Raw genomic sequence first — 25389 nt, 5'->3', positions numbered from 1 at the left:
CTCTTGGGGGAGACGTCGGGCTTTGCCGCGTCGGCTGCAGCGCTTGGTTAGGCTTCATCCACGCCCGAATCTCTGGGCTCGTTCTCCACAGGTGAAGCCATCTCATCGGGCTTCTTCTTTGCAGAGCCATGCCCCTGGTGCTGATCCAATGGTTCCTCACAACAATGTACAATCTTACCAGTTTCTGGATCGGTAACGACTTCTTTGTAAGTGTTCTCGTCCTTGTTTAGATACCTTTCCTTCTTGTACCACTTACCGCTCTTCTGGTGCATATCATCACCGACGAAAAAGTCCTGCCGAAGCTTCTTCTTGCTTGGCTTAGTCGAGTCCTTGATCTTCCCCCGTAGAGAATCTTTCAGATCAAGCTGCGCGTCGTCTACAAAACAGAGACTGATCGTCTTTCTGACGGACCGACAGTTGGGGCAAGGCACGCTTTCGGATGTGCCGTGTGCATGTTCATCCAAGCGCTCGCCACAGTCGCTGCACTCCATAGATCTAGTTTTTTCCACAATCGCTCTCTGCCTAACCTTTGAATATTGAGCGTACTCACTTTATAATTCGTTCAATTGATAGGCGCTAACTCTTAAGTTACTGAGTTAACCAAGATTCCGATCTTGATACGCTCTGAATCAGCTAAAGCAATTTGAGTATGCTAAGTAACCCTCTAACGGGCATATTACGCCTTACCAGCTAAATACCTCTGTAAAACCCCATATGAACCGTCTTTACAGAAGTCGTAACTGCTTTGGTAAATTGAAACGAAGTCTTCTAGGGTAACTTCAAATTCAGTATCTATGTTTTCACGTACAAGCTTTCTTCGAGTTGACTCTGCAATGAGCTTTTGAAACTGTACGGAGTTTTCTATTTCAGTCATATCGACGACATAATCACAAAATGCAAAGCAAAAATCCTTGAAGTTGACACTGGATTTCTTATCTACAATTCGAAAAATTGCATTGCGGCAGTATTTAGTATCACTCACAAAATCGAACTTAGGCTCTGTCTTGCAAAAATCATAAGTAGCGCCTATGAAAATACGCGTTAGGGCAGCTATTTTTTCTTTATCGTTTAAAGCCGAATAGTAGGATGAATTTTGTTCAAGGAATTGCAGGTATGCTTTTAGTATCTCGAAGAGCCTTGATTTAATTTTGATATTTTTCTTGAACCTGCTGAACATTTCTTACGATACCTATATTGAAATGGAAAATAGAGCGATAATTTTTTATCGGTTAAAGTACCGTTAAAGCAGGTACAGGTTTTGAGTGAGATATGCGCCAAATCACATCAGCTTACCGTATCATTGTCTAAGATAGTCTTTTGACCCCTCGCACTATTGAATATTCATTATATTAAAACTCTTGTCAATAATTGCGCGTATCCCACTTTGGTGACACAATCTGTATCACTAAGAACATCAGGCGTCCTAAGGTTTACAAGGGATTGCGGGTGTTTTAAAAATGAAAGTGGTTAGGTGGAAAACCACGCCAGCTCCACCAATACCAATAAAAAGCCGCTCATTTGAGCGGCTTTTTTGTTTTCAGCTTTTTCTTGGCTGCAAGAATGTCATCCAAGGGCACTTCTTTCGCGCCGGGCATATTTTCATCGGTGGCGACTTGAAGCTCAAGTGCGTCATATTCCCATTGCTCCAGAACTTCTAGCTTCTCATCGTAGCTGAGATTGCTGTCGTTCAAAATGTCGTCAGGTTTTTCGTAGGCAGCCGATGGATCTCTTAATATAGCGTCTAAGTTCATAGCGCCTCCTCAACTCGATTGAGTTGCATTTGAATTTCATATTCCAAGTAGTATTAAGTCTAGCTCAGATTGGCCATTTTTCCATTGCGTGACACGTTGGTTGTGGCAGAAAGATTCTATTTTCTACGCTAAAACGCTATGATCACGCCATTGTTAACCGCTATCTCTAATTAAGAAGTGAAATCATGAGCCTACCTAATTGCCCAAAATGTGATTCAAGTTATGTGTACGAAGACCAAGCGCTGCTGATTTGTCCTGAATGCGGCCATGAGTGGAACCCGAATGAAGTTGTTGAAGATGATGCTGTTCAGGTGAAAGACGCCAATGGCACGCCGTTGGCAGAAGGCGACAAGGTGACCTTGATTAAAGATCTGAAAGTGAAAGGCTCGTCATTGGTGCTGAAAGTAGGCACCAAGGCGGTGATTAAGCGCTTTGTTGCTGGCGATCATGACATTGATTGTAAAGTGGATGGTGCAGGCGACATGATGTTGAAGTCACAGTTTGTGAAGCGCCAAGGCGGCCAAGACGATTAATTCATAGCGCGGCGATAAGCCGCGACTATTTAAACACGCCAAAATATGCATTTAACTGAGCAAACTGGTGGTCGTTACCACCAGTTTCTTGCTTGTTAAACGTCCACAATGATTCGCCTTTACTACCTTTCCACGTGATTAACTTGGGGTTGTCACCTACACGGCGAATGCTGCATTGATTAACCCGAGCCATAAAATACCACCACAAGTCATCGGCGTAGGGCGCGAGTTGGTGGGCGAGTTCACTATTAATGGCTTGCTCGCCAAGGCACCCCGGCGGAAACAACACACCCCCGCCACTGGTGAAAAATAGCAATGGCTCAGGCCCGCGCACTTCTGTTTTAGGTTCCCACTTACGGTAGGGCAGTACTTGCTTGGTGCGTTTATCTATCATAATGCGGTGCGCACGCCAGCAGAGAATTTCAGAGTTGTCGCCGTGATAATTGCGAGTCAGCTCGTGCAGCCAGTTTTTGCGGTAGTAGATGTCATCGTCGGCGGTAACATGAAAAGCATTCGGGAATTGTTGCAACGCGGGAATAAGCTTCTTATACGAACGTATGTCTTTAGCTACAGGGAGTATGGTTAAACCGTGTTGGGTTAACTCTGTAACGGAACTGGGTAGCTGAGCGATGTCTTCCTGATAGAGCCATAAGTTGAGCTGGTCAAACTGTGTATTCTGCAATAGCAACGACTTCAAGGTTAGATGCAACGTAGCGAAGCGTGCTGGAAACGACGTTAAATTTACCATTAAGGTTTGATTAATGCCGTTTGGTGCGCGTTGAAATTGCCCCTGTTGCTGCGCCCAACGCGCGGCAATTAATTTGTCGGCATTACGTTTGAGGTAGATACCAGCAAGTGATTTGTATTTACGAAGTAGATGATATTGAATTACTTTAACAATTGACATGGTTGCACGAGAACCTTAAGTTGAATTTCGTATTTTTAACAAACTTTTTCTTTTCAGGTACGGCGAGTTGCTCTAGGGTTAAATTTCGAAGCAAACTATCACTATTCCAATAATAATAATTAAAATAGGGCTGTCGTTATGAGCTTACCAACAATGATGAACTCGGGCTTGGAATTTTTCCTTCGCTTCGCTGCATCCGGCTATGTGCCGGCGCGGTGGTTCTACCCAACACCCAGCGACCCATTCATAAATCATAACCCCAAGCCGCTAAAAAGCTTTGAAGTTGTATCACACTGTTGGCAATACTCTCATCTACTCGCCTTTCAATTGCAATCATTGGTGGACTATCCGCCCGAAGATTTTGAAATAATTTACACGGGGTTCTACAGCGAATCTGACACTAAAACGGTTGAACTGATTGCACATTTTGAGCAACTCAACGTTAAGAACATTCGCTGGAACTTCCAACCATTACCCAAAACAAGTTTGTTGCGCCGTGCAATTGGGCGCAATCAAGCTGCTAAAAGCACGCGCGCCGACTGGATTTGGTTTACTGATTGCGACGTGATTTTCGGCCCGGAAACCTGCAGCTCGCTGCAGAAGCAACTTTCAAAAGAACGCTCCATTTTGGTTTTTCCTGAACACGTACGGCGAACAGCGTTGCTTTGTAAAAACGATGCGCTGCTTGACTCGTGTAAAAGTAAGGTGAAAAAGTTTGGGGTGGATTTGTCGGTGCTTGTTCCGCAAAAGTTTAAGCAACACACCTTCGAAAAAGCCACGGGCGCCGTTCAAATTGTACATGGCGATGCGGCCCGTAAATACGGTTACTGTGAGCAGATTAATTGCTATCAACAGCCACAAGAACGCTGGGTGAAAACCTATGAAGACCGAGCTTTCCGCTGGATATTGGGTACGCATGGCACACGTCCGATAAAGCAAGTTTCGATAATTCGCCATGAAGAGAAAGGGCGTTATAAAAAAGATACTCTGTCAGCGCGCTTGCGTACCGCAAATCGTCGACTAAAAGACAAGTTACTTTCGCGCTGATTTTTTATTAACGAGCCCCCAAATATTAACATAACAAAAGGATGTGTATTGTGTGTAAGCTACTAATCATTATCAGTTTTATATTTTCACCGTCGGCAATGGCTGGCGTTTCAGCATGGATACCTTTCGAACATGACAGCGGCCATATTCGTGTCAAAGTTCAAGTTGAAGGTGTTGAAGGCTGGGCCATTATGGATTCAGGTGCCAATATTAATGGGATTAATCAGGCATTTATAGAAAAGCATGGGCTTAATCCAAAGAAACACCGCGGTAAAATTAAAGTTCAAGGCGCACACGGTACGAAAGAGCGCATTGCTTACCGTGACGTTAAAACCGATATGTTCGGTCAAAGCCTGGCATTAGATTATGTTGAGCTCAATTTTGGCGGCGAAGATACGGCGATTATTATAGGTTCGCCTGTACTTGAGCAATTCGTGTTGCAGTTCGATTACCCAAATAGTCGTATGCGGTTTATTGATCATGACTCGATTGATATGGCTAAGGTTAAAAATCTACCCATGCGGCCTCGACGTGGCATTGGTGATCCGATTGTGAAGGTTGATTTAAATGGCGACACTGAGGCGTGGTTGATTCTCGATACCGGCAGTACCAGCGGCGTCTACTTAAGTCGTGAAGTGGCAGAGAATAACGGTTGGCTAACACAGTTCCCGTTAACACAGGGCATTTCACAAGGGGTGAATACAACAGGGAATGTAGAGTTTTTCCGCATTCCAACGTTAGGTTTTGGTCCATTTTTACTTGAGAATGTGGGCATTACGGTGCCTGAAGCAGGCGTTAACGCGAAGTTCGGCGAAGCCGAAGCTGAGTTAAATACCCGTGTTGGTAGCGTGCGTGTTGATGGCTTAATTGGTTATGATGTTCTGCAACACTTTATTTTAACCATTGACTATAAATTCGGTCGCGGACATATTCACGCAGAGTAAATAGATAAAGAGGAATGCTTATGCGCAGGCGCATCCTATCTTCGTTTGTTCTTCCCTTAACGTTGTTCGTTGGGGCAGCGCAAGGGCAAGAAGATGAAACAACGATCAATAGTTATGCGGCAGGTTATGTTGCAGGGTACACCTGCAGTGCCATATTTAATGCAAACAAGTCTGAGGACGCGATACGCGAGCACGAGCTCTCTGGTATTTATCCGTTGGTGGCCGATAAAGTTGCGGCAATGAAGGCAGATATTGATCGCGAAAACAAGCTGGTGCGTGTGGCGTACGATGATGGTCAGCGTGAGCGAATTTCAGTATGGCGAGCACGTTTAGGCTGTGTCGACCTTCCGGTCGGAGCAACGTTAGCGGATGCCGATAAGGTATCGCGTCCGTTTGCAGAAGCCGCGCTGGCGAAAGACAATGGCGAACCGTGGCAGATTCGCCAACCGGTGAATGAGGTTACTGGTAATTTAGATCTTGATGACGTGATAATAAAAGGATTTTCAAAGCATTATGGTTCAGGCGCACGTACCACAGCCATATTGATTGCAACTTCCGATAAAATCATAGCTGAGCATTACCTTGACGGCTTTTCGCCAGAAACTTCGCAGAGAACTTGGTCGGTTGCCAAGAGTATAGCGGCAAGCGTTGTTGGCGCAGCAGTATTGCATCGTGATGTGAAGGTCAACGCACCGGCAACCATCGCAAATTGGCAATCATCACTTGATCCGCGCCGCCATATTACGCTTGAACATTTGCTGCATATGGCTTCAGGTTTAGATAGTAATGCCGCTGGAAACCGCACCGATCGTGTATATATGGGTGGTGGACGTGTCGTCGATACGGCTGTAACGACGGCACTTGAAGTGCAACCGGGTTCGCGTTGGAAGTATGCGAATAACGATACGATGTTAGCGATGCGGGCGGTGCGAGAGAGTTTTGGCAATAGCGAAGACTTTCTAAAATTTCCCTATGAAGCGTTGCTTGACAAGATTGGTATGCAACACACCTTTCTTGAGACCGATTGGAATGATGATTTTATTATGTCATCACAGGTATGGACAACCGCGCGTGATCTAGCGCGATTGGGGGTGCTCCATCTACAGAACGGTATCTGGCAAGGTGAGCGCTTATTACCGGAAAACTGGTTAGCCTATATTAGTAAACCTGCGCCGGCGCAACCGAATGAAGGCGCGCCCGGTTATGGTGCGCAGTGGTGGCTGTATAATGAACGCTTCCCTGAACTCCCGAATGATACTATTGCCGCGCGTGGCAATCGTGGCCAATACCTCGTGATTATCCCGAGTAAAGACCTCGTTGTTGTGCGCCGTGGTTATGATATGGCTGGCCAGCAAGGGTTTAGTGAGCATGATTTTGTACGCGATGTTCTCGCGGCACTGGAAAAATAGCCCACTACTACTCGCATGAATGATAGTAGCGGGAACTTTTCAAGTTCTCGCTACTACAGATATTCCCTCAGTACGTTAAGCTTTCCTTAAGTAATTCAAACTATCTTAGCTGCATGAAAGCTAAACGCGGTAATGGCCGCTGAAGGAACGTATCATGCAGTATCAATTGGTAACCAAGAACCATACGCGGCGTGCGCAAGTGGAGCAATTTATTTGCGAGCGCTATTGGCTCAGCTTCAAAGCATGCTTAAGTCAGTTACCCGATACGCTTTTGGCCGTCAACGACCACGAACAATTGGTTGCTGCATGTGGCTTACAATTCGCTGAGCAACGCACGCTATTTTCCGAGTGCTATCTAAACAAACCCCTTACTTCACATGATATTGCTGGTTTGCCCATGCCAAAGCGGGACGAAATTGCTGAGGTTGGCTCTATGGCGGCGATTTCAGCGACTTATTTACCTACTTTATTTGCCGCAATCGTTCACGCGCTTGAAGTGCATCAGCGCAGCGCCGTGGTATTTACCGCAACCCGTTACCTCCAGCTAAAACTTGAACGCTCAGGTATAGCCTTGAGCTATTTGGCCGATGCAACACAGTCAGCTTTACCAAGTGAGTTGCAAAACCTATGGGGCGATTATTACCAACATCAACCGCGCGTATTAGCGGGTTGGACCCATCAGGGACAACCAGAAGCACAGGCAATGGCATGTTGATAACTTTCTATCAGCGCTTACGCCAGCATGCCACGGCGAATCCAGGCCAAGTAGCTTTGCGTGAGCATGAGCAAGAACTCAGTTACAGCCAACTTATCGCCGTGCTGGACGAACTCATTGAGCACTATCAACAACAAACTGAGCAGCGCTTTGCTTTAGAAGCCTCAAATAGTATTCGTTGGGTGGTTCATGACCTTGCATTACTGTTTGCGGGGCGTGTTGTTGTTCCGGTACCGCCATTTTTCACAGCACAGCAGCGCAGTGACTTATTGCAGGACAGCGGAGCGCAAGTACTTATCAATGAAACCGATAGTATCTTTTTAGCGTCATCTAACCGACCCGAATTACCGAATGGCACTGTGAAAATCACTTACACCTCGGGCAGTACCGGTTCGCCAAAAGGGGTTTGTTTATCCGCGGAAAATTTACTGATGACAGTAACGGCACTGGCTGATCGACTGAGTGCAGTTCAGGTCAAAAGGCACCTAGCGATTATGCCATTGGCAGTGTTGCTCGAGAACATCGCGGGGGTTTATCTAAGCCTCTGGTTGGGCCATGAAGTGCAGCTAGCCTCAAACCGCGTGCTTGGGCTAAGTGGCTCATCGTCGCTCGACCTGCAGGTTTTCTTTAACGCATTGAATACCTTTCAGCCTGAGAGTCTTATATTAACGCCGGGGTTAGCTGCTGCCGTTGTCGCAGGCACCCAAATAGGCGCAATTCCTGCAAGTCAGTTTAAGTTGCTGGCAGTAGGTGGGGCACGACTGCCAGATTCACTTGAGCATGCTGCACAATTACTTAATTTGCCGTTGGTGCAAGGCTACGGCTTGTCTGAGTTCGGTTCTGTGGTGACCTTTAATAATCCAGCAGCTCCGGCGGCTGGCACCGTCGGGCAGCCACTTGATCATGCTGAAGTTGCAATTGTAAATGGCGAGGTTGTCGTTAAGGGTAACTGCATGTTGGGTTACCTCAATCAACCAAGTTCTTGGTACCCACAAGAGATTTTAACGGGCGACTTTGGCGAATTTGACGCTGTCGGTAATTTAAAAGTTTTAGGCCGCAAGAAGAACACCATTGTGACCAGTTTTGGCCGTAATGTTGACCCTGAATGGCTTGAAGGCTTGCTCATGCTGCACCCCGAAGTGCTGCAGGCTGCAGTGTTTGGTGGTGAAGAGCGTTTGCTGACGGCATTAATTGTTTGCCGGAATTCGGATGCAAAAAATGCGGGGAAAATAGCTGAAGTAGTCGCTACGGTTAATCATCAACTTCCAGATTACGCACAGTTACAAGCTTGGCATCTAATTCACGATGAGTTCAGTGTGGCTAATCAGCAGCTTACAGGAACAGGGCGTTTGCGTCGTGACGCAATCGCGCACGCTCATCGCCATCTATTAAACCCTATCAATTCATGCGTTTGAGGCATAACTATGACTTTTTTCGATCACCTTTGCAGTGAAACTGAACACGAGCAGCGCTACTTATTAGGCGCACCCATTATACAGCGCGCGTTATCAGGTGATATTACCCTGGCCGAGTACCAAGCGTTTCTAACGCAAGCCTATCATCATGTAAAACATACAACTCCGTTGCTCATGCGCTCAGGTAGTCGTATTGCCAGCAGTCAAGAATGGCTGCGTAAAGCGGTAATTGAGTACATTAATGAAGAGTATGGCCATGAACGTTGGATATTAAATGACTTAAAGGCCACAGGAATTGACCCACAAACCATTGTTGAAAGTGAACCGCACACAACAACCGCCGCAATGGTTGCGTTGGTTTATCATCAAATTGACGATGTAAACGCCACGGCATTCTTCGGTATGGCGCATGTGCTTGAAGGAACCAGCGTAAAACTAGCAACCCAAGCTGCACGACAGATTCAAACCAAACTTAAATTGCCTGATTCGGCGTTTAGCTACCTGCTTTCACATGGTGATCTTGACCAAGACCATGTGCAGTTCTTTGAATCCCTTATGAATAAAGTGAGCGATGAACCGTCAAAGCGGGCAATTATCAGTACGGCGCGCCACGTTTACCGCCTCTATGGTGATATGTTCCGTGCTATACCGGAGTTAGCTTCATGAAACACTTTTCATGGGCCAAACAACATGTGGTACTAACAGGCGCAACGGGTGGGTTGGGGGCTGAACTTGCCCGTCAACTTAGCGCTCTGGGTGCGCGCGTTACCTTGGTCGGGCGCAATCAGGAAACATTGAGTGCGCTCGCAGAGCAATTGCAGCAACCCTATCTGGCGGCTGATTTACTTGCACCAGATTTTACCGAAAAGCTTGCGACCTATGTGCAAGCACAACATCAGCATCCAGTAACAGGCCTGATTAATAATGCTGCTATCACGCAGGTTGGGCTGTTTTCTCAAGCAACCAACGCGAGCATTGAACGTGTGGTGCAAACCAACTTGATTGTTCCTATGCAGAGTTGCCAAACAATCATGCCATTACTGCCTGCTGCTGACGGCTGGATTATGAATATTGGGTCTGTGTTTGGCGCTATTGGTTACCCAGGCCAAGCTCTGTACAGCGCCTCCAAATTTGGTTTGCGCGGCTTTACTCAAGCGTTACAGCGTGAACTTGGCGCGCAGGGAATTAAGGTGTTTTATTGCGCTCCGCGCGCAATACGTACATCCATGAATCAAGGTTTGATGAGTGCGATGAACAACTTATTGAAAACCAAAGAAGATTCACCGGCGTGGGTCGCGTGCCAAATTATCAACCAAATAGCAGCAGGCCGCCGCAATCAAACCCTGGGCTGGCCAGAAAAGCTGTTCGCACGAATGAATGGATTACTACCGAACATGGTAGACAGCAGTATGGAAAAGCCTCGCGCAATTTTGAAAAAATTATCTCAGGAGTACCCACAATGAAAGCACGCAATTTAGTTTTATCTATCGCGTTATCCTTATCCGCTATTGGTAGCACTCAGACTTTGGCAGCTGAATCTGAAGAGCTTTTGCACATTCAGACACGCTGGGCCGAGGTCAATTATACCTTGCAAGATGATGAGCAAGAGAAAGCTTTTGATATGCTTGTGGCCGAAGCCAATGCTTGGATAGAACGTGAGCCTGATAATGCAGACGCCTATGTTTGGCGCGGCATTATTCAAAGTACCTATGCTGGCGCCAAAGGCGGCTTAGGTGCTCTTGGACTGGCTAAAAAGGCCCGTAAGTCACTGGAGCATGCGTTAGAACTTGATCCTGACGCCTTGGATGGTTCAGCTTACGGTAGCTTAGGAACACTTTATTACAAAGTGCCAGGTTGGCCGTTGGGCTTTGGCGATGATAAGAAAGCCGGGGAATTACTGCTTAAAGCGTTAGCAATCAACCCTGACGGTATTGACCCGAACTACTTTTACGCCGACTATCTATATGAGCAGGGCGATTATCAAGGCGCTAAAATTGCGGCAGAGCATGCATTGCAAGCACCGCCACGGCCTGAACGTCCGCTGGCTGATGAAAAGCGTCGACAAGAAATTCAGGCTTTAATGGAAAAAATTGCCGCTAAGGTGAACTAGATGCAGGTGTTATTGGTTGAAGATGATTCATTGCTTGGCCAAGCGGTACAGCTTGGCTTAGCAGACCGCGAGTTCAGTGTGCATTGGGTGCGCACTGGCGCCGCGGCCATCAGCGAGCTGAATCATCATCAATATGACGCCATGGTACTTGATCTCGGGCTGCCGGATTTAGAGGGCTCACGGATATTAGCCGGAAGCCGGAAGCGGGGATTAGTGCTGCCGATTCTGATTTTAACTGCACGTGATCAGGCCCATGACAAAGTCACTCATTTAGATTTGGGTGCCGATGATTACATGACCAAGCCGTTTGATATGAACGAACTAGCCGCACGGCTCCGCGCTTTGGTGCGCCGCCAGCGTGGTTATGTGTCGTCAGATTTGGTAGTGGGCGCATTAAAGCTCAATACCAATACGCGTGAGGTTGAAGCCGAAGGCCAGACAATTAATTTATCGCGTCGTGAGTTTGAGTTGTTAAAAGCACTGATGTCAGCACCTGAGCGCGTGCATAGCCGCGACCGCTTAGAATCTGCGGTGTTCCAAGCAGAGACTGAAGTGGAGAGCAATGCGTTGGAAGTGCATGTGTCAAACCTGCGTAAAAAGCTTGGTCATAAAGAATGGATTGAAACGATTCGCGGCGTTGGATACCGCTTAACATGCAAATAATTAAGGCGTTTGGCGCAAAATTCAAATCAATACGACGACGTATATTGATTACCGTTTCCGTTGTTTACTTAGTCAGTTCAGGCTTGTCGGCCACGTGGATTTATTATGAAGTAAGCCATGAAGTTGATGAGCTATTTGATGCTGAAATGGTCCAGCAGGCGAAAACACTTGCGGCATTATTGCCGGTGAACCGCGCTGAGCTTACCCAGCCGACTCATCAAGTTCTGCAGTCTGTGAGCGAACATGAATATGAAGAGAAACTTGCATATCGAATTGAACGCATCAACCAAGACTGGAGCATGCGCACGCAAGGCGCGCCAGACCACAGGGCATTACCGTATCAGTCCGGTTTTAATGAATTTATAATAGCAGCAACGCTTTGGCACAGCTTCGGGATGCTAACGCCAGACGGCAATTATCAAATATTGCTGCTGCAAGAGGATAGTTTTCGGTCTGAGTTGCGAACAGATCTCGCGGTAGATACATTGGTTCCGGTGCTGTTACTGCTGCCATTGATGTTATGGTTAGGGTGGTGGACCATCAACCAAAGCTTCACCAGCTTTCGGCGTTTAGCCGCAGCACTTCGTCACCGTCGCACCGATGACTATAGCCCATTTGAACAAAGCAACGAAGATGAAGAGGTGGTGCTAGTTAAACAGGCGCTCAATCACTATTTAGCTCGCATTGAGCAAACCTTTGTTCGCGAAAAGCGTTTTTCCGCTGACGCCGCCCACGAATTGCGTACGCCGCTAGCCGCATTGAAAGCGAGTTTGCAGAACCTGCTGGTCAGTAAGGACCCAATAGAAAAGCAGCAAATAGAGCGCTTGCTAATAAGTACTGAGAGGTTGGTGAAATTAGTTGAGAGCTTATTGATGCTCTCAAAAGCTGAATTAACCCAAGTTGGTTCTGAACCCGTCAATATTGCCCGTGAAGTGCGGCAAGTTATCGCCGACAGTTATTTACTTGCCGAACAAAAGGGCATCACCTTTGGTGTTGATCTGCCTGATCGGATAATGCATCAAAGTCACCCAAGTTACTGGCGTGTTTTACTGGCCAACGTAATTGACAATGCCGTTAAATATTCACCACCGAACACAACGATTTCAATTACATATTCCGATCAGGAACTGGAGATTAAAAACCAAGTGGCGCCTGATCATTCATTAGAGTTGGAGCGCCTGACTGAGCGTTTCTATCGTGGTAAGCAAATGGATATAGACGGTTCAGGCCTTGGTTTAAGTATTGTGCAAAATCTTGCCCAGCAACTCGCTATAGAGGTTGAGTTTGCGCGCGAAGACACGTATTTTATCTGCCGCATAAAATGGGGAGAAAATGCGTGAAAGTAGGTGTGTTTGATAGTGGGGTTGGCGGTTTAACAGTTGCGCGTTCGTTGCAGCAAAGTGGTTGTTTTAGTGAGCTGCTCTATTATGGCGATACTGCGCGTGTGCCCTATGGCAACAAAGATAAGAATACTGTTACACGCTACGCGCTTGAAGCGGTTGAGTTCTTTAATGGTACCGATGTTGATTGTTTAGTTGTGGCCTGTAACACCGTGAGTGTCACTGCCCTGGCTGCAATGCAGCAACAGTCGAATAAACCCGTATACGGGGTACTCGAACCGGGTGTGCTCGCCTTGCAACAGCTTGAAGGCATTGATAACGATGCGCGCATATTGATTATCGCAACACGTTCAACGATTAACTCGGGCGCTTACCAGCAACGAATTCAAGCGTTGGGATTTCACTGTGTTGACGCAATTGCCACACCATTATTTGTACCCATTGTTGAAGAAGCGTTATTTGAAGGCCCGATATTGCGGGAAACCATGCATCATTATTTTTCAGAATTAGTAAAACCAGATGTCGTGCTGCTGGGCTGCACACATTTTCCGCTTATTGCACCGCAAATTGCTGATTATTTTGATGGGGCTAAAACGATTCATTCAGGCGAAGCCATGGTTGCCTGGCTAAAGCAGGAGCTTGGGCTAACCAATCATTTCTCCCAAACGCCAATTCAGCTGTTAGCTTCAGAAAATGTTGAAGCCTTGCAGCGCACTGCAAAACACTGGGGACTGGCTGGCACTTAGCCAAGCTGCCTCATTAAATCTTAATTTCTCTTAAAAACATCCCGACAATTTCATCTTCGGATATTGGACGAGAAATAACAAAACCTTGAATGGTTTCACAATTAAACTCTCGCAGGACATTAATCGTGGCAATATCTTCAACCCCTTCTGCTGTAACCGATATGCCCAACATATGAGCCAGCTCAATGGTTGAACGCACTATCATATAGTTACGGTCGTTTTCTGCAATATCAAACACATAGCTTCGGTCGAGCTTTATTTCAGCTACGGGGAACTTACTGAGGTAAGAAAGGGATGAGTTGCCTGTTCCGAAATCATCCACCGAGCAGCTAATTCCAAGTTCGTTCATTTTACTCAGCACATACAATGCACGTTCTGAATCATCAATTAAGCCAGTTTCTGTGATTTCAAATTGCAGGCACTTTGGATCGATATCGTTCACGATATTTTGCACAAACTGCACAAAACCGAGCTCGGTTAGATCGCGTGTTGATACATTAACGCTGATAACGATGCCTTTTTGACACAACTTATGACGCTTCATCATCGCAATTGTTTCGGTAATAACCCAGCGGGTAATTTGTGTGACAAGACCCGATTCTTCCATTAACGGAATAAACTTACTTGGCGGCACCACACCGAGTGTCGGATGTTGCCAACGTACCAGGGCTTCTGCACCAAGAATGGTGTTTGTTTCTAACCTTAGCTTAGGCTGATAATGCAGGAAAAAATCACGGGTACCATACTGGTGAAAGTCTTTTAACAACCGCAAATCGTCAGCGTTGGGCTCTAATCCTGGCGAGTACTCAACCCAGAGTTTATGGTCTTTTTGTGACACTGAAACGGCAGTTAAAGCCTGTCGTAATAGTTCTTGTGCATCGTTCGATTGGATTGTACCGAAGTCCTTATGTCGAATCAGACCAAAAGCAAGCAGGGGCTCGAAATCAATCGACTGGAATTCTAGCGGTTGCATGGCGAGATCGATGATTGCCTCGGTAGTTAGCTCCGCATCTGCGACAGCGGCGAATAAACCTACACCAAAGTGGGCTGCGTATTTGAACCCTTGTTTTTTGAGTCGCTCTGAGAACTCAATCAGTAGGTCAGTGGTAATGTCATAGCCAAACAAAGACGTAATGGAATCTATATTGGCAATGCGTATCACGATGACCGTAGGGTGGTCCTCAGGGTGCGCCTTAATTTGCTTATCTAACAACTCCGTAAAAGCAGGGCGATTATAAAGCCCTGTTATCACTTCATGTTTGGCCAAAAAGTGGAGGCGTTTTTGTAGTACTTTGCGGGCGTCAAGTTCTTGTTGAATTCGGTAGGTTTTCAGCGCAACTTGCTTTTTTAGAACATAGCTCCAGCCAAAACCTGCCGCAGCCATAGAAACAATGCCAAACACCAGCCAACCGAGCGCTTTAAGGTTACTTGTAAAGGTGCGCTCTTGCCATTCAAGTTGGGCTACCCACTTTTGGTAAACGTTCTGATAGGTGCCGTTGACTTGAATCATCGCAAGTTGTTTGTTGATAAGCGCTAATAATTCCTTGTTTCCTTTACGCACACCGAATGCATATGATTGCGGCCAAAACGGTGGGCTAGAAAGTGCGACTTGTAACTTGTTATTGGTGATTAAATGACGCGACGTTGTCGTTACTTCGATACAGGCGTCTGCGGTTCGGTTGTCGACTAACTGTAAACAATGCAATTCATCACTAGCGCTTATCAATTCAAAGTTATAGCCACTGTCGCTGAGTTGCTGCTGGGCAAAAGCCCCTGATGCCACGGCAACATTTTTACCTTCAAGCTGAGCGTAATTACCGTATTGGATGCCGTTGGAGTGAGAAAAAATGCCGTGCGCGACATAGTAGAAGGGTTCAGAAAAATCGAAATATTCACTGCGGGCTTCGGAAGGAATCAGAGCTACTGCATCAGCTTGTCCCGTTCGCACTGCCTGGAGTGCTTCGTTCCACGGCAATAGAGTTTGAGTAATTGGGTAGTCGCCTTCATTGGCAAGAGCTTGTTCAAGTTCAACAATAAAACCTTGCGGCTCATTGTTTGCATCAAGCCATTGCAGCGGCGGATAAAATTTCGACCCAACAAAAGTTAATTCTTCCGGTGCGGCAAAGGAGGCGAGAGGTAATACCCCACAGCACACAAGAAAACTGACGATTAAACGCTTACAGCACGTTGCCATTCCTCTGCTACTCAATAGTTGCTTAAGTTATTGGTTTAGAATGGCATAATCTTCAATAAAAGCAATTTTTTAACAAAAATTAATGGGTAACTGGCACGTAATAGGCATGGCTTTGGTAGAGCACCGAGGGCGCCATAGCAAATGCTTGAATGCGTTTAATTTGCTTATCAGCAAGAGATTGATGCGAGGGCAGTAACTCTTTGCTGTCTCTTTGGTAAGTAAATTGGTGCTGCTTGCCGTCGGTGGTTAAAACGGTGAGTTGATTGCCCTGTAGCCAACCATAGCTGTCACCAAATTGCATCATGGCACGATTCGCTGGGGGAGTTTCAGGGTTGCTTAGGTCTTGACCCAGGGTCGGCACATAAGCACTTACACCAGCTAATGAGAGCAGTGTTGGCGTTAAATCGATTTGGCTGGTTACGGTATCGATGACGCGTGGGCTTATGTCGCCACCAAGAATGAGACCAGGAATATGAAATTTTTGAATGGGAACTAAGTCATTTCCATAAACACGGGTGTCATGGTCAGCAACCACCAGAAATAACGTGTTTTGCCAATAGTCGCTTTGCATGGCCCTATCGAAAAACTGGCCCAATGCATGATCAGCATATTTAACCGCGTTGTTAACGGTTTGTTTGGGGTGTTCACTAAGTGCTATTTGATTGTCAGGGAACTCAAATGGCTCATGGTTTGACGAGGTGAACGCCAAGGTAAAAGAAGGTTGTGATGAACCCTGTTGCTCAATGAGTCGAGCATGCAGCATGGTTAGCAAGTCTTGATCGCTAACGCCCCAACTGCCCTCAAATACAGGATTGCTGAATTCATCTTGATCAATAATGTTGGAAAACCCATTGCCGGTGAAAAACGCAGCCATGTTGTCGAAATGCGACTCACCGCCGTAAATAAACTCGGTGGTGTAGCCTTGGCGTTTTAGCGCATCTGCAATTGTGAAAAAATAGCGCTGCGAATCTGAGAGCTTCACAGTACTGCGGGCGCGCGATGGCAGAAAGCCAGATACGACGGCTTCGATACCACGTACCGATCGAGTACCCGTAGCGTAGAGGTTTTCAAACCACCACCCTTGGTTTTTTAGCCGTTCGATATTTGGTGTAACAGGCAATCCGCCGAGCGACTCCACGAAGGTTGCACCTAAACTCTCTTCTAAGATAATGACAATGTTGAGCGGTTTTTCACGTTTATTCGAAGCGGCTTGAAAGTGCACGGTCGGATAATTTTTAAACGGGAAATCCGCTGATTTCAGGTGATCTTCGGCAGTAATTGTTGCGATAACTTCAGCGTCTGTTAACTGCCCATACACACGATTAGCTTTGTCTTCATGCTTTAAATTATACACCGCATAAGCCAGTGTATAGTTCGAGTTTAATATTAACGAGTTCACCATAGCGTCACTCGAAACCGCAAAGAATGCAGGATTGGCAGGTCGGTGTGCTAACGTTGAACGTATTCCCAAAACGGTAAAAACCAAAACAACAGGCAAAAGTAACCACGCCATACCGTGGTGTGTGGTTCGTTGAGCTAACCGCTTATGCATCGACTTTGAAAACGTGTAAACGGTATAAATGACCAAGCCACTGGCGGTAACGCCTAGAATTAGCCAACCACGAAAACCATTCCACAGCGTGGAAAATACTTCTTTAGGATACAGCAGGTATTCAAAAAACAGGCGGTTTGGCCGTGTATCGTATTGTGCCAAAAACGCAGGCGTAGAAATTTCCATAAAAAACAGCAACGCAAAGCAGGCACTAAACCACAGCACCGAAAACTTGAGCCACAATTGATGTGTTTTACGAAAGTTACAGAACGGGAACAGTAATAATGGAACAAGCGTGTAGTAGCCAATTTGAATCAAGTCGGCACGTATTCCTAACAGGAAAAATTCAATTGGATTGATCGCTTCAATAACGCGTTCGGTGTATAAAATAAAATAACCGAAGCGAAATAGACTTAGCATAAGCAAGCTGCTCACAACAAACAGCGCTACGGGGATGAAACTTGTTGTACCTTGTTTTATTGCTCGTACCATTAACTTAAACCTCAAAGTTCTACTCGGTACAAGCTATCAGTGAAACCTTAAGGAAGGCTTAAGAAAGAGCTGGTAAATTAAAGTGTTATTGTGCACTGAGGGTTCATATGAAAGCGAATAAAACAGGAATTGACAGAATAATTCATGCCACATTTAATTCAATGCGTGGAATAAGGTTGGCATGGAAATCTGAAGCTGCTTTTAGGCAAGAGGCGCTGTTGTGCGCGGTATTGGTGCCCATCGCATTGTTGATTGATGTAACACTAGTTGAACGTCTCGTACTGATACTAACTTTGTTTATTTTGGTTATTACCGAGCTGTTAAACTCAGCAATCGAGGCCGTTGTTGATCGTGTTGGGCCTGAGCTGCATGAATTAAGTGGGCGCGCGAAAGACATCGCTTCGGCGGCCGTGTTTTTTGCATTGGTATTAATGGGAGTGGTATGGGGCTCAATTCTGATTTATTAACGCTAAAAAGCGATAAAATCGTTTTACAAAAAGTGTCTTTGAACGATGTTAGCTTTCTATTAGAACTGCTCAATGACCCAGATTTTATTACCAATATTGGCGATCGGGGCGTTCGTACCAAAGAGCAGACGCAGGCCTATCTCGAGAAAGGTGTGCTCAATCAGCCTGACTATTTGGGCCTTTGGGCGATTCGCGCGGCGGATGATGGTTACCCGATGGGGGTCATTAGTGTATTGAAACGTGACTTTCTGGAACACATTGATTTGGGGTATGCGTTATTAAGAAATGCGAGGGGGCAGGGTGTTGCTAGATGCGCGGCATTCTTGATGCTCAGTTATTTAACCGGGAAAAAGGGCGTGGGGATCGTCGATGCAATTGTCAATCCCAACAATCAGGCATCCATCAACTTACTCCTTAAACTCAACTTTGTAGATATCGGCTATGTTTTGAATCCGGAACATGAGCGGTTAAAGCTCTACCGCTACCTAAATGACTAAATATATGGCACTCTTTGTCAAATAATTACAAAAACAATAAGAAAGAGGCAACCATGGTTCGGGGTTTGATTGTTTCCACGCGAATTGTTTCGCTTTTCGGCCGAATTGATATTACGGATACGAACGGTGCTCTGTGTTATTACGCCAAAGGTGAGTTTGCACTGCTGCGGCGCCGCTGGCGAATTTTCAACCAAGCTGATCAAGAAATTATGCAAATACGCCATAAGCGTTTGGCGATTCGTCCAACATTTTTGGTGAGTGGCCAACTTGGCGATATGGTTTTGCAGCGCAAGTTCTTCTCGCTTAAACGCGAGTATTGGGTGACCGGCGGACCTTATGATGGCGCCGAGTTTAAGGGAAATTTACTCGACTTAGCGTTTACGATTTATCATCGCGATAAATTACTTGCGAAAGCTTCTGAAAAGTTGATTTCCATTCGTGACAAGCACCAGGTAGAGATGCAAACGGATGACTTAAATGATGAACTATTTACCGTAGCGGCAATTGTAGCCATGCAACTTGAAAAGAAAGCGTCAGATTAATATATGAAAAATATCTGTCTCGCCGTTTTATTGTTTTGCCTTGGAGGCCCAGTTATGGCGGAGCCCACCGAAGTTATGACCTTATTCATTGTTCGCCACGCGGAGAAGGTGCCCGATAAACCCGACCCAGAATTGTCTGCACTGGGGCAGCAACGGGCACTTAACTTGGCGCATTTGTTGAAGCATGTTGATTTGGAGCATGTTTATGCAACCAAATACCAGCGTGCACAACAGACCGCAAAGCCCACTGCCGAGATGATAGATGTTGCCATCACAACTTATGCTGCTGGCGACAGTGAGGCCCTAATCAAGAGCGTACTTGAGCAACAGCAAAATGCATTGATTGTAGGGCATAGCAATACAGTGCCGGAACTCGTGCGATTAGCCGGAGGCAACGCTATTGAGCTTAGTGAGCAAGATTACGGCGATGTGTTCATGCTGACTGTGGTTAAGGATGATGTGATAACAACGCGATTATCACTGGAGCCCTAACAGCAATAAAAAGATTGATCGAAATCAATATTCAAAGCTACAGATTTACTAACATACTCCTATAAACCACATACGGAGTAAGGTTATGAACCTGTTACGCGAATTCTTCACTGACCCAGTTATCTTTTTTTCGTTCAGCGGATTAGCAATCGTGATTGGAATGTGTGTTTTCTACGCTGTTTTCTTTATAAAAAAGGCAACAGAAGAAGAATCCAATCAAAAATCCTAATCTTTACCTTCTATTTCGTAAAGTAGGCGTTGGAATTCGGCGTTGTGCTGCAAGAGCTCAACGCCTGCTCGGGTCAGCTCGTCTGCTTGTTCTTCACTTAACGATAAGCTAGTCGGTATTTGATTAAAGAACACGCGGCGCTGTTCTTGTTGGATGCCGTCAAAACTGATTTCTATAAAGAAAGGTTCTATCGGTTCCCAATACGTGGAAAGCTCTTCTGACCAGCGTTCCATGCTGCGGCGAATTAAACTGATGGTTGCCGAATTATAGCGATGTAATTGCGTATCGGTAACGGCGCTGATTATCGGTTCAATGTCGGCAATTTTGTTGGTGTGTTCAATGTTATAGCGCGGTTTGGTTGATGCATTTACGGAAATAATGACAAGACGTTTTGATGGTCTGCTGCCGATACGTTCCATAAAATTGGCAATACCTCCGCCGATTTCGACCAACTCATAAAACGCCATTAACCCGAGGTTATCTGTAATGCCGCCGTCAACGAGGTGAATAAACTTACGTTCGTCTCGGTTTTGATAGCTGCGAAGCGCGTTTAAGGTATCGATTAACTGCGGTGCTAATTGGGCTTCTTTAATTTTTTTCTCATCGAGCTTTTCTAGGTAGTTTTGAGCTGGGTTGTAGCAGCCTTTATGGTTCTGCAACACGACTGGATTGAGCATTACAGGTACAGCCGAAGATGCTGTAACAGCCCGAGCGATTGGATATGAGGCAATATTAGAGCAGAGTAAATCGAAATATTCTTGTACAAAAGAGAAACGCACTCCACCGCCCAGATCTGAGGCATTGATAAGTACTAATGGGCCGTTACGCTGATTCAGGTCAGCAAAAGTTGCGCCTTTAAATAGGCGTTCTTCGTAAATGCGGGTGGCGATGTCGGTTCGCCCCTTATTGGAAAACCAGAGCAGCGGGCTTGCAATACCATAAAGCCATTCCGAAACGTAATCACGGCGCAGAAAGTCATCTTCAAAGTTGGTAAATATTTTATCACCGTGCAAGCCATAATAAGCCGCGGTGAAACTCCCCCCCGAAACAGAGGTAATAAGGTCAACCTCGTCTAACAATCGTACTTCGCGGTCGCCTATATTGATTTTGGTATCGCGTAAACCTTCGAGAACACCGTAAGACAATGCTGCAGCACGGCTGCCGCCGCCGGAAAATGCCAGCACAATGGTAATGTCATCGGAACGCGAGTGCTCAGCGGCATAGTTGGCCAGTGAATAATTTTGCGGCGTAACGTTTTCAGTTTGCGAGTGATTGTCGATAACACCGTAAGTAGCGCAGCCAGACAAACCGCCGCCTAATAGTGCTATGAGTGCAACAAGTTTGAGTCGCATATGCTTTCCTAAACAATTTGAATACGTTCAGTTTAAAGTTGCTTGATGAATTATTCCAGCCAAGGCTCTTTGTATTGTAAATTTTAAGTTGCGAATAATCTCTGTTCGTATATGTTTAGTGGGGTGTCAGTGTTTTTGGAGTCGTTGTGTTCACTACGAAAGCGCGAAGAATTGCTTTTATTATCGCGGTGCTCAGTTCGCTACTGCTAGCTTTAATTGCGGTAGAGTATTTTCACGCGCTGAATAAAGATCGCGTTCGAGCTCAACAGCTTAGTGAATTACAATCAGAATTTACCGGGCTGCGTGCTGATCTTGAATCTGAACTTAATGCCGCAATCTACGGTGCTTGGGGCGTAGCCAGTTATTTAACTTCGCACCCAAACAGTGATGTTGCAGATTGGTTGGTTCCTGCCCAAACCGTCGTTGATGACAATCCCATCATACGTAATCTGGCGATTGCGCCAAATAATGTCATTTCATTTGTTTATCCGTTAACCGGGAATGAGGTTATCATCGGGTATAACTACGATGAAATTCCTGATCAGCGCGACGTTGTTCGGCGTGCGCAAGAAACCCACAAAGCAATTTTGGCTGGCCCTGTTGACTTACTGCAAGGGGGGCAGGGCGTTATTTATAGGATTCCAATTTTCAGTCATGGAAATGGCATGGAAGAATATTGGGGAGTGTTAGCCGTCGTAATCGATATCAATGTGTTGTTTCACGCAGTTGGTATCGATGCGCTCATGGAAAAATACGAGATAGCGTTGCAAGGGCGAGATGGTAAAGGCGCTGATGGCGACGTGTTTTGGGGTACTGATCAGGTCTTTGCCAACGCAGACTTTAAGGAGCGGGTGCGTTTCCCAAATGGATATTGGTTGATCGCCTTGGCGACCGATGCCAGCCAAAATGGTGGGTTTTGGGAACGCCAACGGGTGCGACTGATCGGATATCCTTATGTTATCGCTTTATATATCATGCTCTTTACATTGTTTGTGTGGTACCGCACATCTTACAGCGAGGCTATGCTTGATCCGCTTACGAATGTATCGAATCGCCGTATGGTTATGGAACGATTGCAAACCTTAGTTCATCTGTATGACCGGCACCCAACGCCGTTTGCCGTTGTTGTGGTTGATATCGATCGGTTTAAAAGAATTAATGATGATTTTGGTCATCAAGCTGGCGATTTGGTGTTAAAATCCTTAGCGCAACGCATGCTGACCCACACGCGCGCAACCGACACCGTAGCGCGTATTGGTGGTGATGAATTTTTGGTTGTGTTGATGGGTATCGACAACGAAAAAGTTGTTGCGGAGCAATGTGAAAAATTAGCTGAAGTGATTGCCGCGCCGATTCGTTATAAGTCAGAAGACATCAAGGTATCCGCGAGTTTAGGTTATGCACTGTTCCCAGCCAACGGAAAAACATTAGATGCACTGATTCACAGTGCTGATAGTAAGATGTATAAAAGTAAACGGAAATCATGAAGACACACCGCACCATAGCCGAATTGCTCGAAGTAATCCCAGATGCCGCGCTTATTATGAATCGTTCCAGCGAGTTGGTTCTGGTAAACAGTATGCTCGTTTCGATGTTTGGTTATCAGCAACGTCGTGAACTGATCGGTAACAAGCTGGATATTTTGCTACCTGCTGCTGTGCATATGATGCACGAGAAGCACGTTGCAGCTTTTTTTAGTCGTGCTGAAAATCGGCCGATGGGTAAAGGGTTTGAGTTTTTAGGTCGGCGCAAAGATGAAAGCATGATTCACGTTGAAATCATGCTGAGTCATGTTGAATTTGACGGTGAGCCATTCGCGATTGCCTTCGTGCGTGATTCAACGTCAAACAAATTGACCGAAGATAAAATTCGCCGTGAATTAGAACAAGAACGGGTGTTGGCACTTACGGATCATTTGACCGGGCTTGCCAACCGCCGTGCATTTGTTGAAGAACTAGAGCGCGATATTGAATTATTGCGTACCCAAGAGCGGCAGTTTGCGGTTTGTTTCATTGATTTAGACGACTTTAAAATAATTAATGACACTTATGGTCATGAAATCGGTGATGAGGTGTTGCAACAAGTTGCACACGTGGTTAAGGCCGGTTGTCGCGCGAGCGATTTGGTTGCACGTGTTGGCGGCGATGAGTTTGCTACGATCCACGCCGGCGCTACGCTTGAAGACGCTATGCATGTGCTGGAGCGTGTCCGCAAAATGTTAGTTCAGGAATTTGCTGAACATCATTGGCCTGTTACGCTTTCGATGGGCGTATGCCACTGTGGCGATGCTAACCTTAGTTACGATGTTGCCAGCATATTGCGGGTGGCAGACAAGGCTATGTATGAAGCGAAACAGCAGGGCAAAAATCAGATTAAGATTGCGCGCGTTTCTGCTGATTGAGATTACCAATAAAGGTAATTAAATGATCAATCTCCATTGGGCGGGCATACAGAAATCCCTGTAGTTCTTCACAACCTGCATTGATTAAATAATTGGCTTGCGCATGGGTTTCAACGCCCTCAGCGACTACTCGCAAATGTAGCGCCTTTGCCATGGCCAGAATGGTTCGTACTAGCTTGGCGTCCTGTTTATTTTGCACAATATCTTTAACAAAGCTTTGATCAATTTTGACTTCTTGAATTGGCAATAAGCGCAGCGTGTTGAGCGATGAGTAGCCCGTGCCAAAATCATCTAGCGACACCTGCACACCTCTCTTATTAAGCACACTCAGAACTTGTTTAACCCCTTCCAAATTCAACAAGGCTGCACTTTCAGTTAGTTCCAGTTCAATAACTGACCAATCACCAGGTAACTCGGATAAGTTGGCAATAAAGCGGTCGCAGCTTTCATTGCCATTAAAATCTGCGGCGGAAACGTTAAAGGAAACGCGTTGGATATCTCGATACAGTAAGCCTGCTTCGATCAGTTCATGTAAGGCGGTACGCATCACAAAGTCGGTAATGCCACAAATCAACCCATGTTGTTCAGCTAGCGGAATAAAGTCGCTTGGCGGAATCATACCGCGCTCAGGGTGATGCCAGCGAACGAGAACTTCGACGCCTGTCATACGATTTTCCTGAACACAAAACTGCGGTTGATAGACAACAGTGAGTTGGTTGTGGTCGAGTGCTAATTTCAAGTCGAGTAATAGCCGGGCTCGACTTGACATAACTTGACTTAGTTCGGCATTGAATAGCTTATGGCTACCGCGACTGTTCGTTTTAGCTTCATCTAATGCAAGTGTTGATGCGTCGATTAGCTTCTCCGCACTGCGGCCGTCGCGCGGATACAACGCAACGCCCGCGCTGGAGGTGAAACTAAGTTCTGGGATTTCAGGCACACGCAATTGATTAATACGGCGCTGTATTTTTTGCAACAACGGTAGGCCATCATCAGGCCAACGTGCGTCAGGTAGGGCAAGTGCGAATTCATCGCCGCCAAAGCGTGCAATTAACGCTTGTTGATGGCATGACTCCCTTAATACGCCAGCGACTGCAATCAAAAACTTATCACCGGCCTCGAGATTCACATGACTATTGATTTGTTTGAAGCCATCAATATTAAAAATAATGACAATTAAATTTTGATCGTTGTCGTCGGCATAGGTCAGTTCGCTTTGCAGCTCACGTTCAAACATATGGCGATTCAACAATAAAGTTAAGCCATCGCGTTCCGATAAGTTACGCTCTCGCTGCAGCGCTCTGTGCGCAAGTATGTAAAGCAAAACCGCAGTAACTGTAACATAAGCCCAGCCTTTGTAGGTTTGCAGTTCGGTAAGGTAGAGTGACTCAGCAGCTAGAGTTAAAACAAAGCGATCTGAAAAGCTAATCCAGAGATAGCCCAGAAAGAGGTAGAGAAACGCAATGGCAGCGGCAGTTCGACGTGGCGACATAAACTGCTCCTTGTCAGGTTAACTCGCATAGTACTTACAACGTACCGAAATGGGTAAATTTCACCTTAGCAAGGAGCAGATTTTTTGACCAGTTTTATT

The 25389-nt window shown here is 46.0% G+C and carries 27 protein-coding genes; 19 read left to right on the top strand and 8 right to left on the bottom strand.

Going from position 1 to position 25389, the window contains the following annotated elements; all coding sequences use genetic code 11:
- Nucleotides 1-47: 47 nt before the first annotated feature.
- The 3 genes from EGC76_RS05085 to EGC76_RS05075 all read right to left on the bottom strand — a co-directional run bounded on the left by EGC76_RS05085 (nucleotide 48) and on the right by EGC76_RS05075 (nucleotide 1751).
- The gene (locus EGC76_RS05085; RefSeq protein ID WP_128351928.1) at nucleotides 48-464 is read right to left on the bottom strand and encodes a zinc ribbon domain-containing protein; all 417 of its coding nucleotides are present in this window, start codon (nucleotides 462-464) and stop codon (nucleotides 48-50) included.
- Between the two features lie 212 nt (nucleotides 465-676).
- Nucleotides 677-1177 carry a hypothetical protein gene (locus EGC76_RS05080; RefSeq protein WP_128351927.1) on the bottom strand — a complete coding sequence of 167 codons (501 nt, stop codon included), beginning with the start codon at nucleotides 1175-1177 and terminating at the stop codon, nucleotides 677-679.
- 337 nt (nucleotides 1178-1514) lie between these two features.
- Nucleotides 1515-1751, bottom strand: coding sequence for a hypothetical protein (locus EGC76_RS05075; RefSeq protein ID WP_128351926.1), 237 nt, complete (start codon nucleotides 1749-1751; stop codon nucleotides 1515-1517).
- Nucleotides 1752-1936: 185 nt separating this feature from the next.
- On the opposite strand from EGC76_RS05075, the gene EGC76_RS05070 reads away from it, so the two are divergent.
- Nucleotides 1937-2284 (top strand): zinc ribbon domain-containing protein YjdM, encoded by a 348-nt coding sequence (locus tag EGC76_RS05070; RefSeq protein WP_128351925.1) that lies wholly within the window; start codon nucleotides 1937-1939, stop codon nucleotides 2282-2284.
- Nucleotides 2285-2309: 25 nt separating this feature from the next.
- Here the strand turns inward: EGC76_RS05070 and EGC76_RS05065 are convergent, their stop codons facing one another.
- Complete coding sequence (locus EGC76_RS05065; protein ID WP_128351924.1) at nucleotides 2310-3191, bottom strand: hypothetical protein; 882 nt, start codon at nucleotides 3189-3191, stop codon at nucleotides 2310-2312.
- 138 nt (nucleotides 3192-3329) lie between these two features.
- On the opposite strand from EGC76_RS05065, the gene EGC76_RS05060 reads away from it, so the two are divergent.
- The 11 genes from EGC76_RS05060 (at nucleotide 3330) to murI (ending at nucleotide 13580) form a co-directional block, all read left to right on the top strand.
- Nucleotides 3330-4238, top strand: a complete 909-nt coding sequence (locus EGC76_RS05060; protein ID WP_128351923.1) for a glycosyltransferase — start codon at nucleotides 3330-3332, stop codon at nucleotides 4236-4238.
- A 50-nt stretch (nucleotides 4239-4288) separates the two neighbouring features.
- Nucleotides 4289-5182, top strand: a complete 894-nt coding sequence (locus tag EGC76_RS05055; protein WP_164876796.1) for an aspartyl protease family protein — start codon at nucleotides 4289-4291, stop codon at nucleotides 5180-5182.
- 20 nt (nucleotides 5183-5202) lie between these two features.
- Complete coding sequence (locus EGC76_RS05050) at nucleotides 5203-6591, top strand: serine hydrolase domain-containing protein (protein WP_128351921.1); 1389 nt, start codon at nucleotides 5203-5205, stop codon at nucleotides 6589-6591.
- Between the two features lie 154 nt (nucleotides 6592-6745).
- Nucleotides 6746-7306: a thermostable hemolysin gene (locus EGC76_RS05045; RefSeq protein WP_128351920.1), complete on the top strand. Its 561-nt coding sequence runs from the start codon at nucleotides 6746-6748 to the stop codon at nucleotides 7304-7306.
- Nucleotides 7300-8721, top strand: coding sequence for an AMP-binding protein (locus EGC76_RS05040; RefSeq protein WP_128351919.1), 1422 nt, complete (start codon nucleotides 7300-7302; stop codon nucleotides 8719-8721). The genes EGC76_RS05045 and EGC76_RS05040 overlap by 7 nt, the downstream gene beginning before the upstream one ends.
- 9 nt (nucleotides 8722-8730) lie before the next feature.
- Nucleotides 8731-9387 carry an iron-containing redox enzyme family protein gene (locus tag EGC76_RS05035; RefSeq protein ID WP_128351918.1) on the top strand — a complete coding sequence of 219 codons (657 nt, stop codon included), beginning with the start codon at nucleotides 8731-8733 and terminating at the stop codon, nucleotides 9385-9387.
- Complete coding sequence (locus EGC76_RS05030) at nucleotides 9384-10184, top strand: SDR family oxidoreductase (RefSeq protein WP_128351917.1); 801 nt, start codon at nucleotides 9384-9386, stop codon at nucleotides 10182-10184. The genes EGC76_RS05035 and EGC76_RS05030 overlap by 4 nt, the downstream gene beginning before the upstream one ends.
- Nucleotides 10181-10831: a tetratricopeptide repeat protein gene (locus EGC76_RS05025; RefSeq protein ID WP_128351916.1), complete on the top strand. Its 651-nt coding sequence runs from the start codon at nucleotides 10181-10183 to the stop codon at nucleotides 10829-10831. Before EGC76_RS05030 ends, EGC76_RS05025 begins: the two co-directional genes overlap by 4 nt.
- Nucleotides 10832-11494, top strand: a complete 663-nt coding sequence (locus EGC76_RS05020) for a winged helix-turn-helix domain-containing protein (protein WP_128351915.1) — start codon at nucleotides 10832-10834, stop codon at nucleotides 11492-11494. It begins immediately after the preceding gene.
- The gene (locus EGC76_RS05015) at nucleotides 11485-12834 is read left to right on the top strand and encodes a histidine kinase dimerization/phospho-acceptor domain-containing protein (RefSeq protein WP_128351914.1); all 1350 of its coding nucleotides are present in this window, start codon (nucleotides 11485-11487) and stop codon (nucleotides 12832-12834) included. Before EGC76_RS05020 ends, EGC76_RS05015 begins: the two co-directional genes overlap by 10 nt.
- The gene (gene murI, locus EGC76_RS05010) at nucleotides 12831-13580 is read left to right on the top strand and encodes a glutamate racemase (protein ID WP_128351913.1); all 750 of its coding nucleotides are present in this window, start codon (nucleotides 12831-12833) and stop codon (nucleotides 13578-13580) included. The genes EGC76_RS05015 and murI overlap by 4 nt, the downstream gene beginning before the upstream one ends.
- Nucleotides 13581-13593: 13 nt before the next feature.
- Here murI and EGC76_RS05005 read toward each other — a convergent pair whose 3' ends face one another.
- Both EGC76_RS05005 and EGC76_RS05000 read right to left on the bottom strand, forming a co-directional pair.
- Nucleotides 13594-15774 (bottom strand): EAL domain-containing protein, encoded by a 2181-nt coding sequence (locus tag EGC76_RS05005; protein ID WP_128351912.1) that lies wholly within the window; start codon nucleotides 15772-15774, stop codon nucleotides 13594-13596.
- 79 nt (nucleotides 15775-15853) lie between these two features.
- A complete protein-coding gene (locus tag EGC76_RS05000; RefSeq protein WP_246013904.1) occupies nucleotides 15854-17746 on the bottom strand; it encodes an LTA synthase family protein in 1893 nt (630 codons plus the stop codon).
- Between the two features lie 179 nt (nucleotides 17747-17925).
- Between EGC76_RS05000 and EGC76_RS04995 the strand changes: the two genes are divergently transcribed.
- The 5 genes from EGC76_RS04995 (at nucleotide 17926) to EGC76_RS04975 (ending at nucleotide 20045) form a co-directional block, all read left to right on the top strand.
- Nucleotides 17926-18285, top strand: coding sequence for a diacylglycerol kinase (locus EGC76_RS04995; RefSeq protein ID WP_128351910.1), 360 nt, complete (start codon nucleotides 17926-17928; stop codon nucleotides 18283-18285).
- A complete protein-coding gene (locus EGC76_RS04990) occupies nucleotides 18261-18782 on the top strand; it encodes a GNAT family N-acetyltransferase (protein WP_128351909.1) in 522 nt (173 codons plus the stop codon). Before EGC76_RS04995 ends, EGC76_RS04990 begins: the two co-directional genes overlap by 25 nt.
- Before the next feature lie 53 nt (nucleotides 18783-18835).
- Nucleotides 18836-19324: an LURP-one-related family protein gene (locus EGC76_RS04985; RefSeq protein ID WP_128351908.1), complete on the top strand. Its 489-nt coding sequence runs from the start codon at nucleotides 18836-18838 to the stop codon at nucleotides 19322-19324.
- A gap of 54 nt (nucleotides 19325-19378) precedes the next feature.
- On the top strand, nucleotides 19379-19816 hold the full coding sequence (locus EGC76_RS04980; protein WP_164876795.1) for a SixA phosphatase family protein: 438 nt from the start codon (nucleotides 19379-19381) through the stop codon (nucleotides 19814-19816).
- Nucleotides 19817-19901: 85 nt separating this feature from the next.
- Complete coding sequence (locus EGC76_RS04975; protein ID WP_128351906.1) at nucleotides 19902-20045, top strand: DUF3149 domain-containing protein; 144 nt, start codon at nucleotides 19902-19904, stop codon at nucleotides 20043-20045.
- Here EGC76_RS04975 and EGC76_RS04970 read toward each other — a convergent pair.
- Complete coding sequence (locus tag EGC76_RS04970; RefSeq protein ID WP_128351905.1) at nucleotides 20042-21397, bottom strand: patatin-like phospholipase family protein; 1356 nt, start codon at nucleotides 21395-21397, stop codon at nucleotides 20042-20044. The two genes, EGC76_RS04975 and EGC76_RS04970, sit on opposite strands and share 4 nt — an antisense overlap.
- 146 nt (nucleotides 21398-21543) lie before the next feature.
- Here EGC76_RS04970 and EGC76_RS04965 point away from each other — a divergent pair, with 146 nt between their 5' ends.
- Nucleotides 21544-22884 carry a diguanylate cyclase domain-containing protein gene (locus EGC76_RS04965; RefSeq protein WP_128351904.1) on the top strand — a complete coding sequence of 447 codons (1341 nt, stop codon included), beginning with the start codon at nucleotides 21544-21546 and terminating at the stop codon, nucleotides 22882-22884.
- The gene (locus EGC76_RS04960) at nucleotides 22881-23798 is read left to right on the top strand and encodes a sensor domain-containing diguanylate cyclase (RefSeq protein ID WP_128351903.1); all 918 of its coding nucleotides are present in this window, start codon (nucleotides 22881-22883) and stop codon (nucleotides 23796-23798) included. Before EGC76_RS04965 ends, EGC76_RS04960 begins: the two co-directional genes overlap by 4 nt.
- Here EGC76_RS04960 and EGC76_RS04955 read toward each other — a convergent pair.
- A complete protein-coding gene (locus tag EGC76_RS04955) occupies nucleotides 23770-25290 on the bottom strand; it encodes a putative bifunctional diguanylate cyclase/phosphodiesterase (protein WP_128351902.1) in 1521 nt (506 codons plus the stop codon). The two genes, EGC76_RS04960 and EGC76_RS04955, sit on opposite strands and share 29 nt — an antisense overlap.
- Between the last annotated feature and the right edge of the window lie 99 nt (nucleotides 25291-25389).

It is taken from the genome of Pseudidiomarina gelatinasegens (assembly GCF_004025325.1).
Lineage (GTDB): Bacteria > Pseudomonadota > Gammaproteobacteria > Enterobacterales > Alteromonadaceae > Pseudidiomarina > Pseudidiomarina gelatinasegens.
This window is presented reverse-complemented; position numbering and strand designations above follow the sequence as displayed.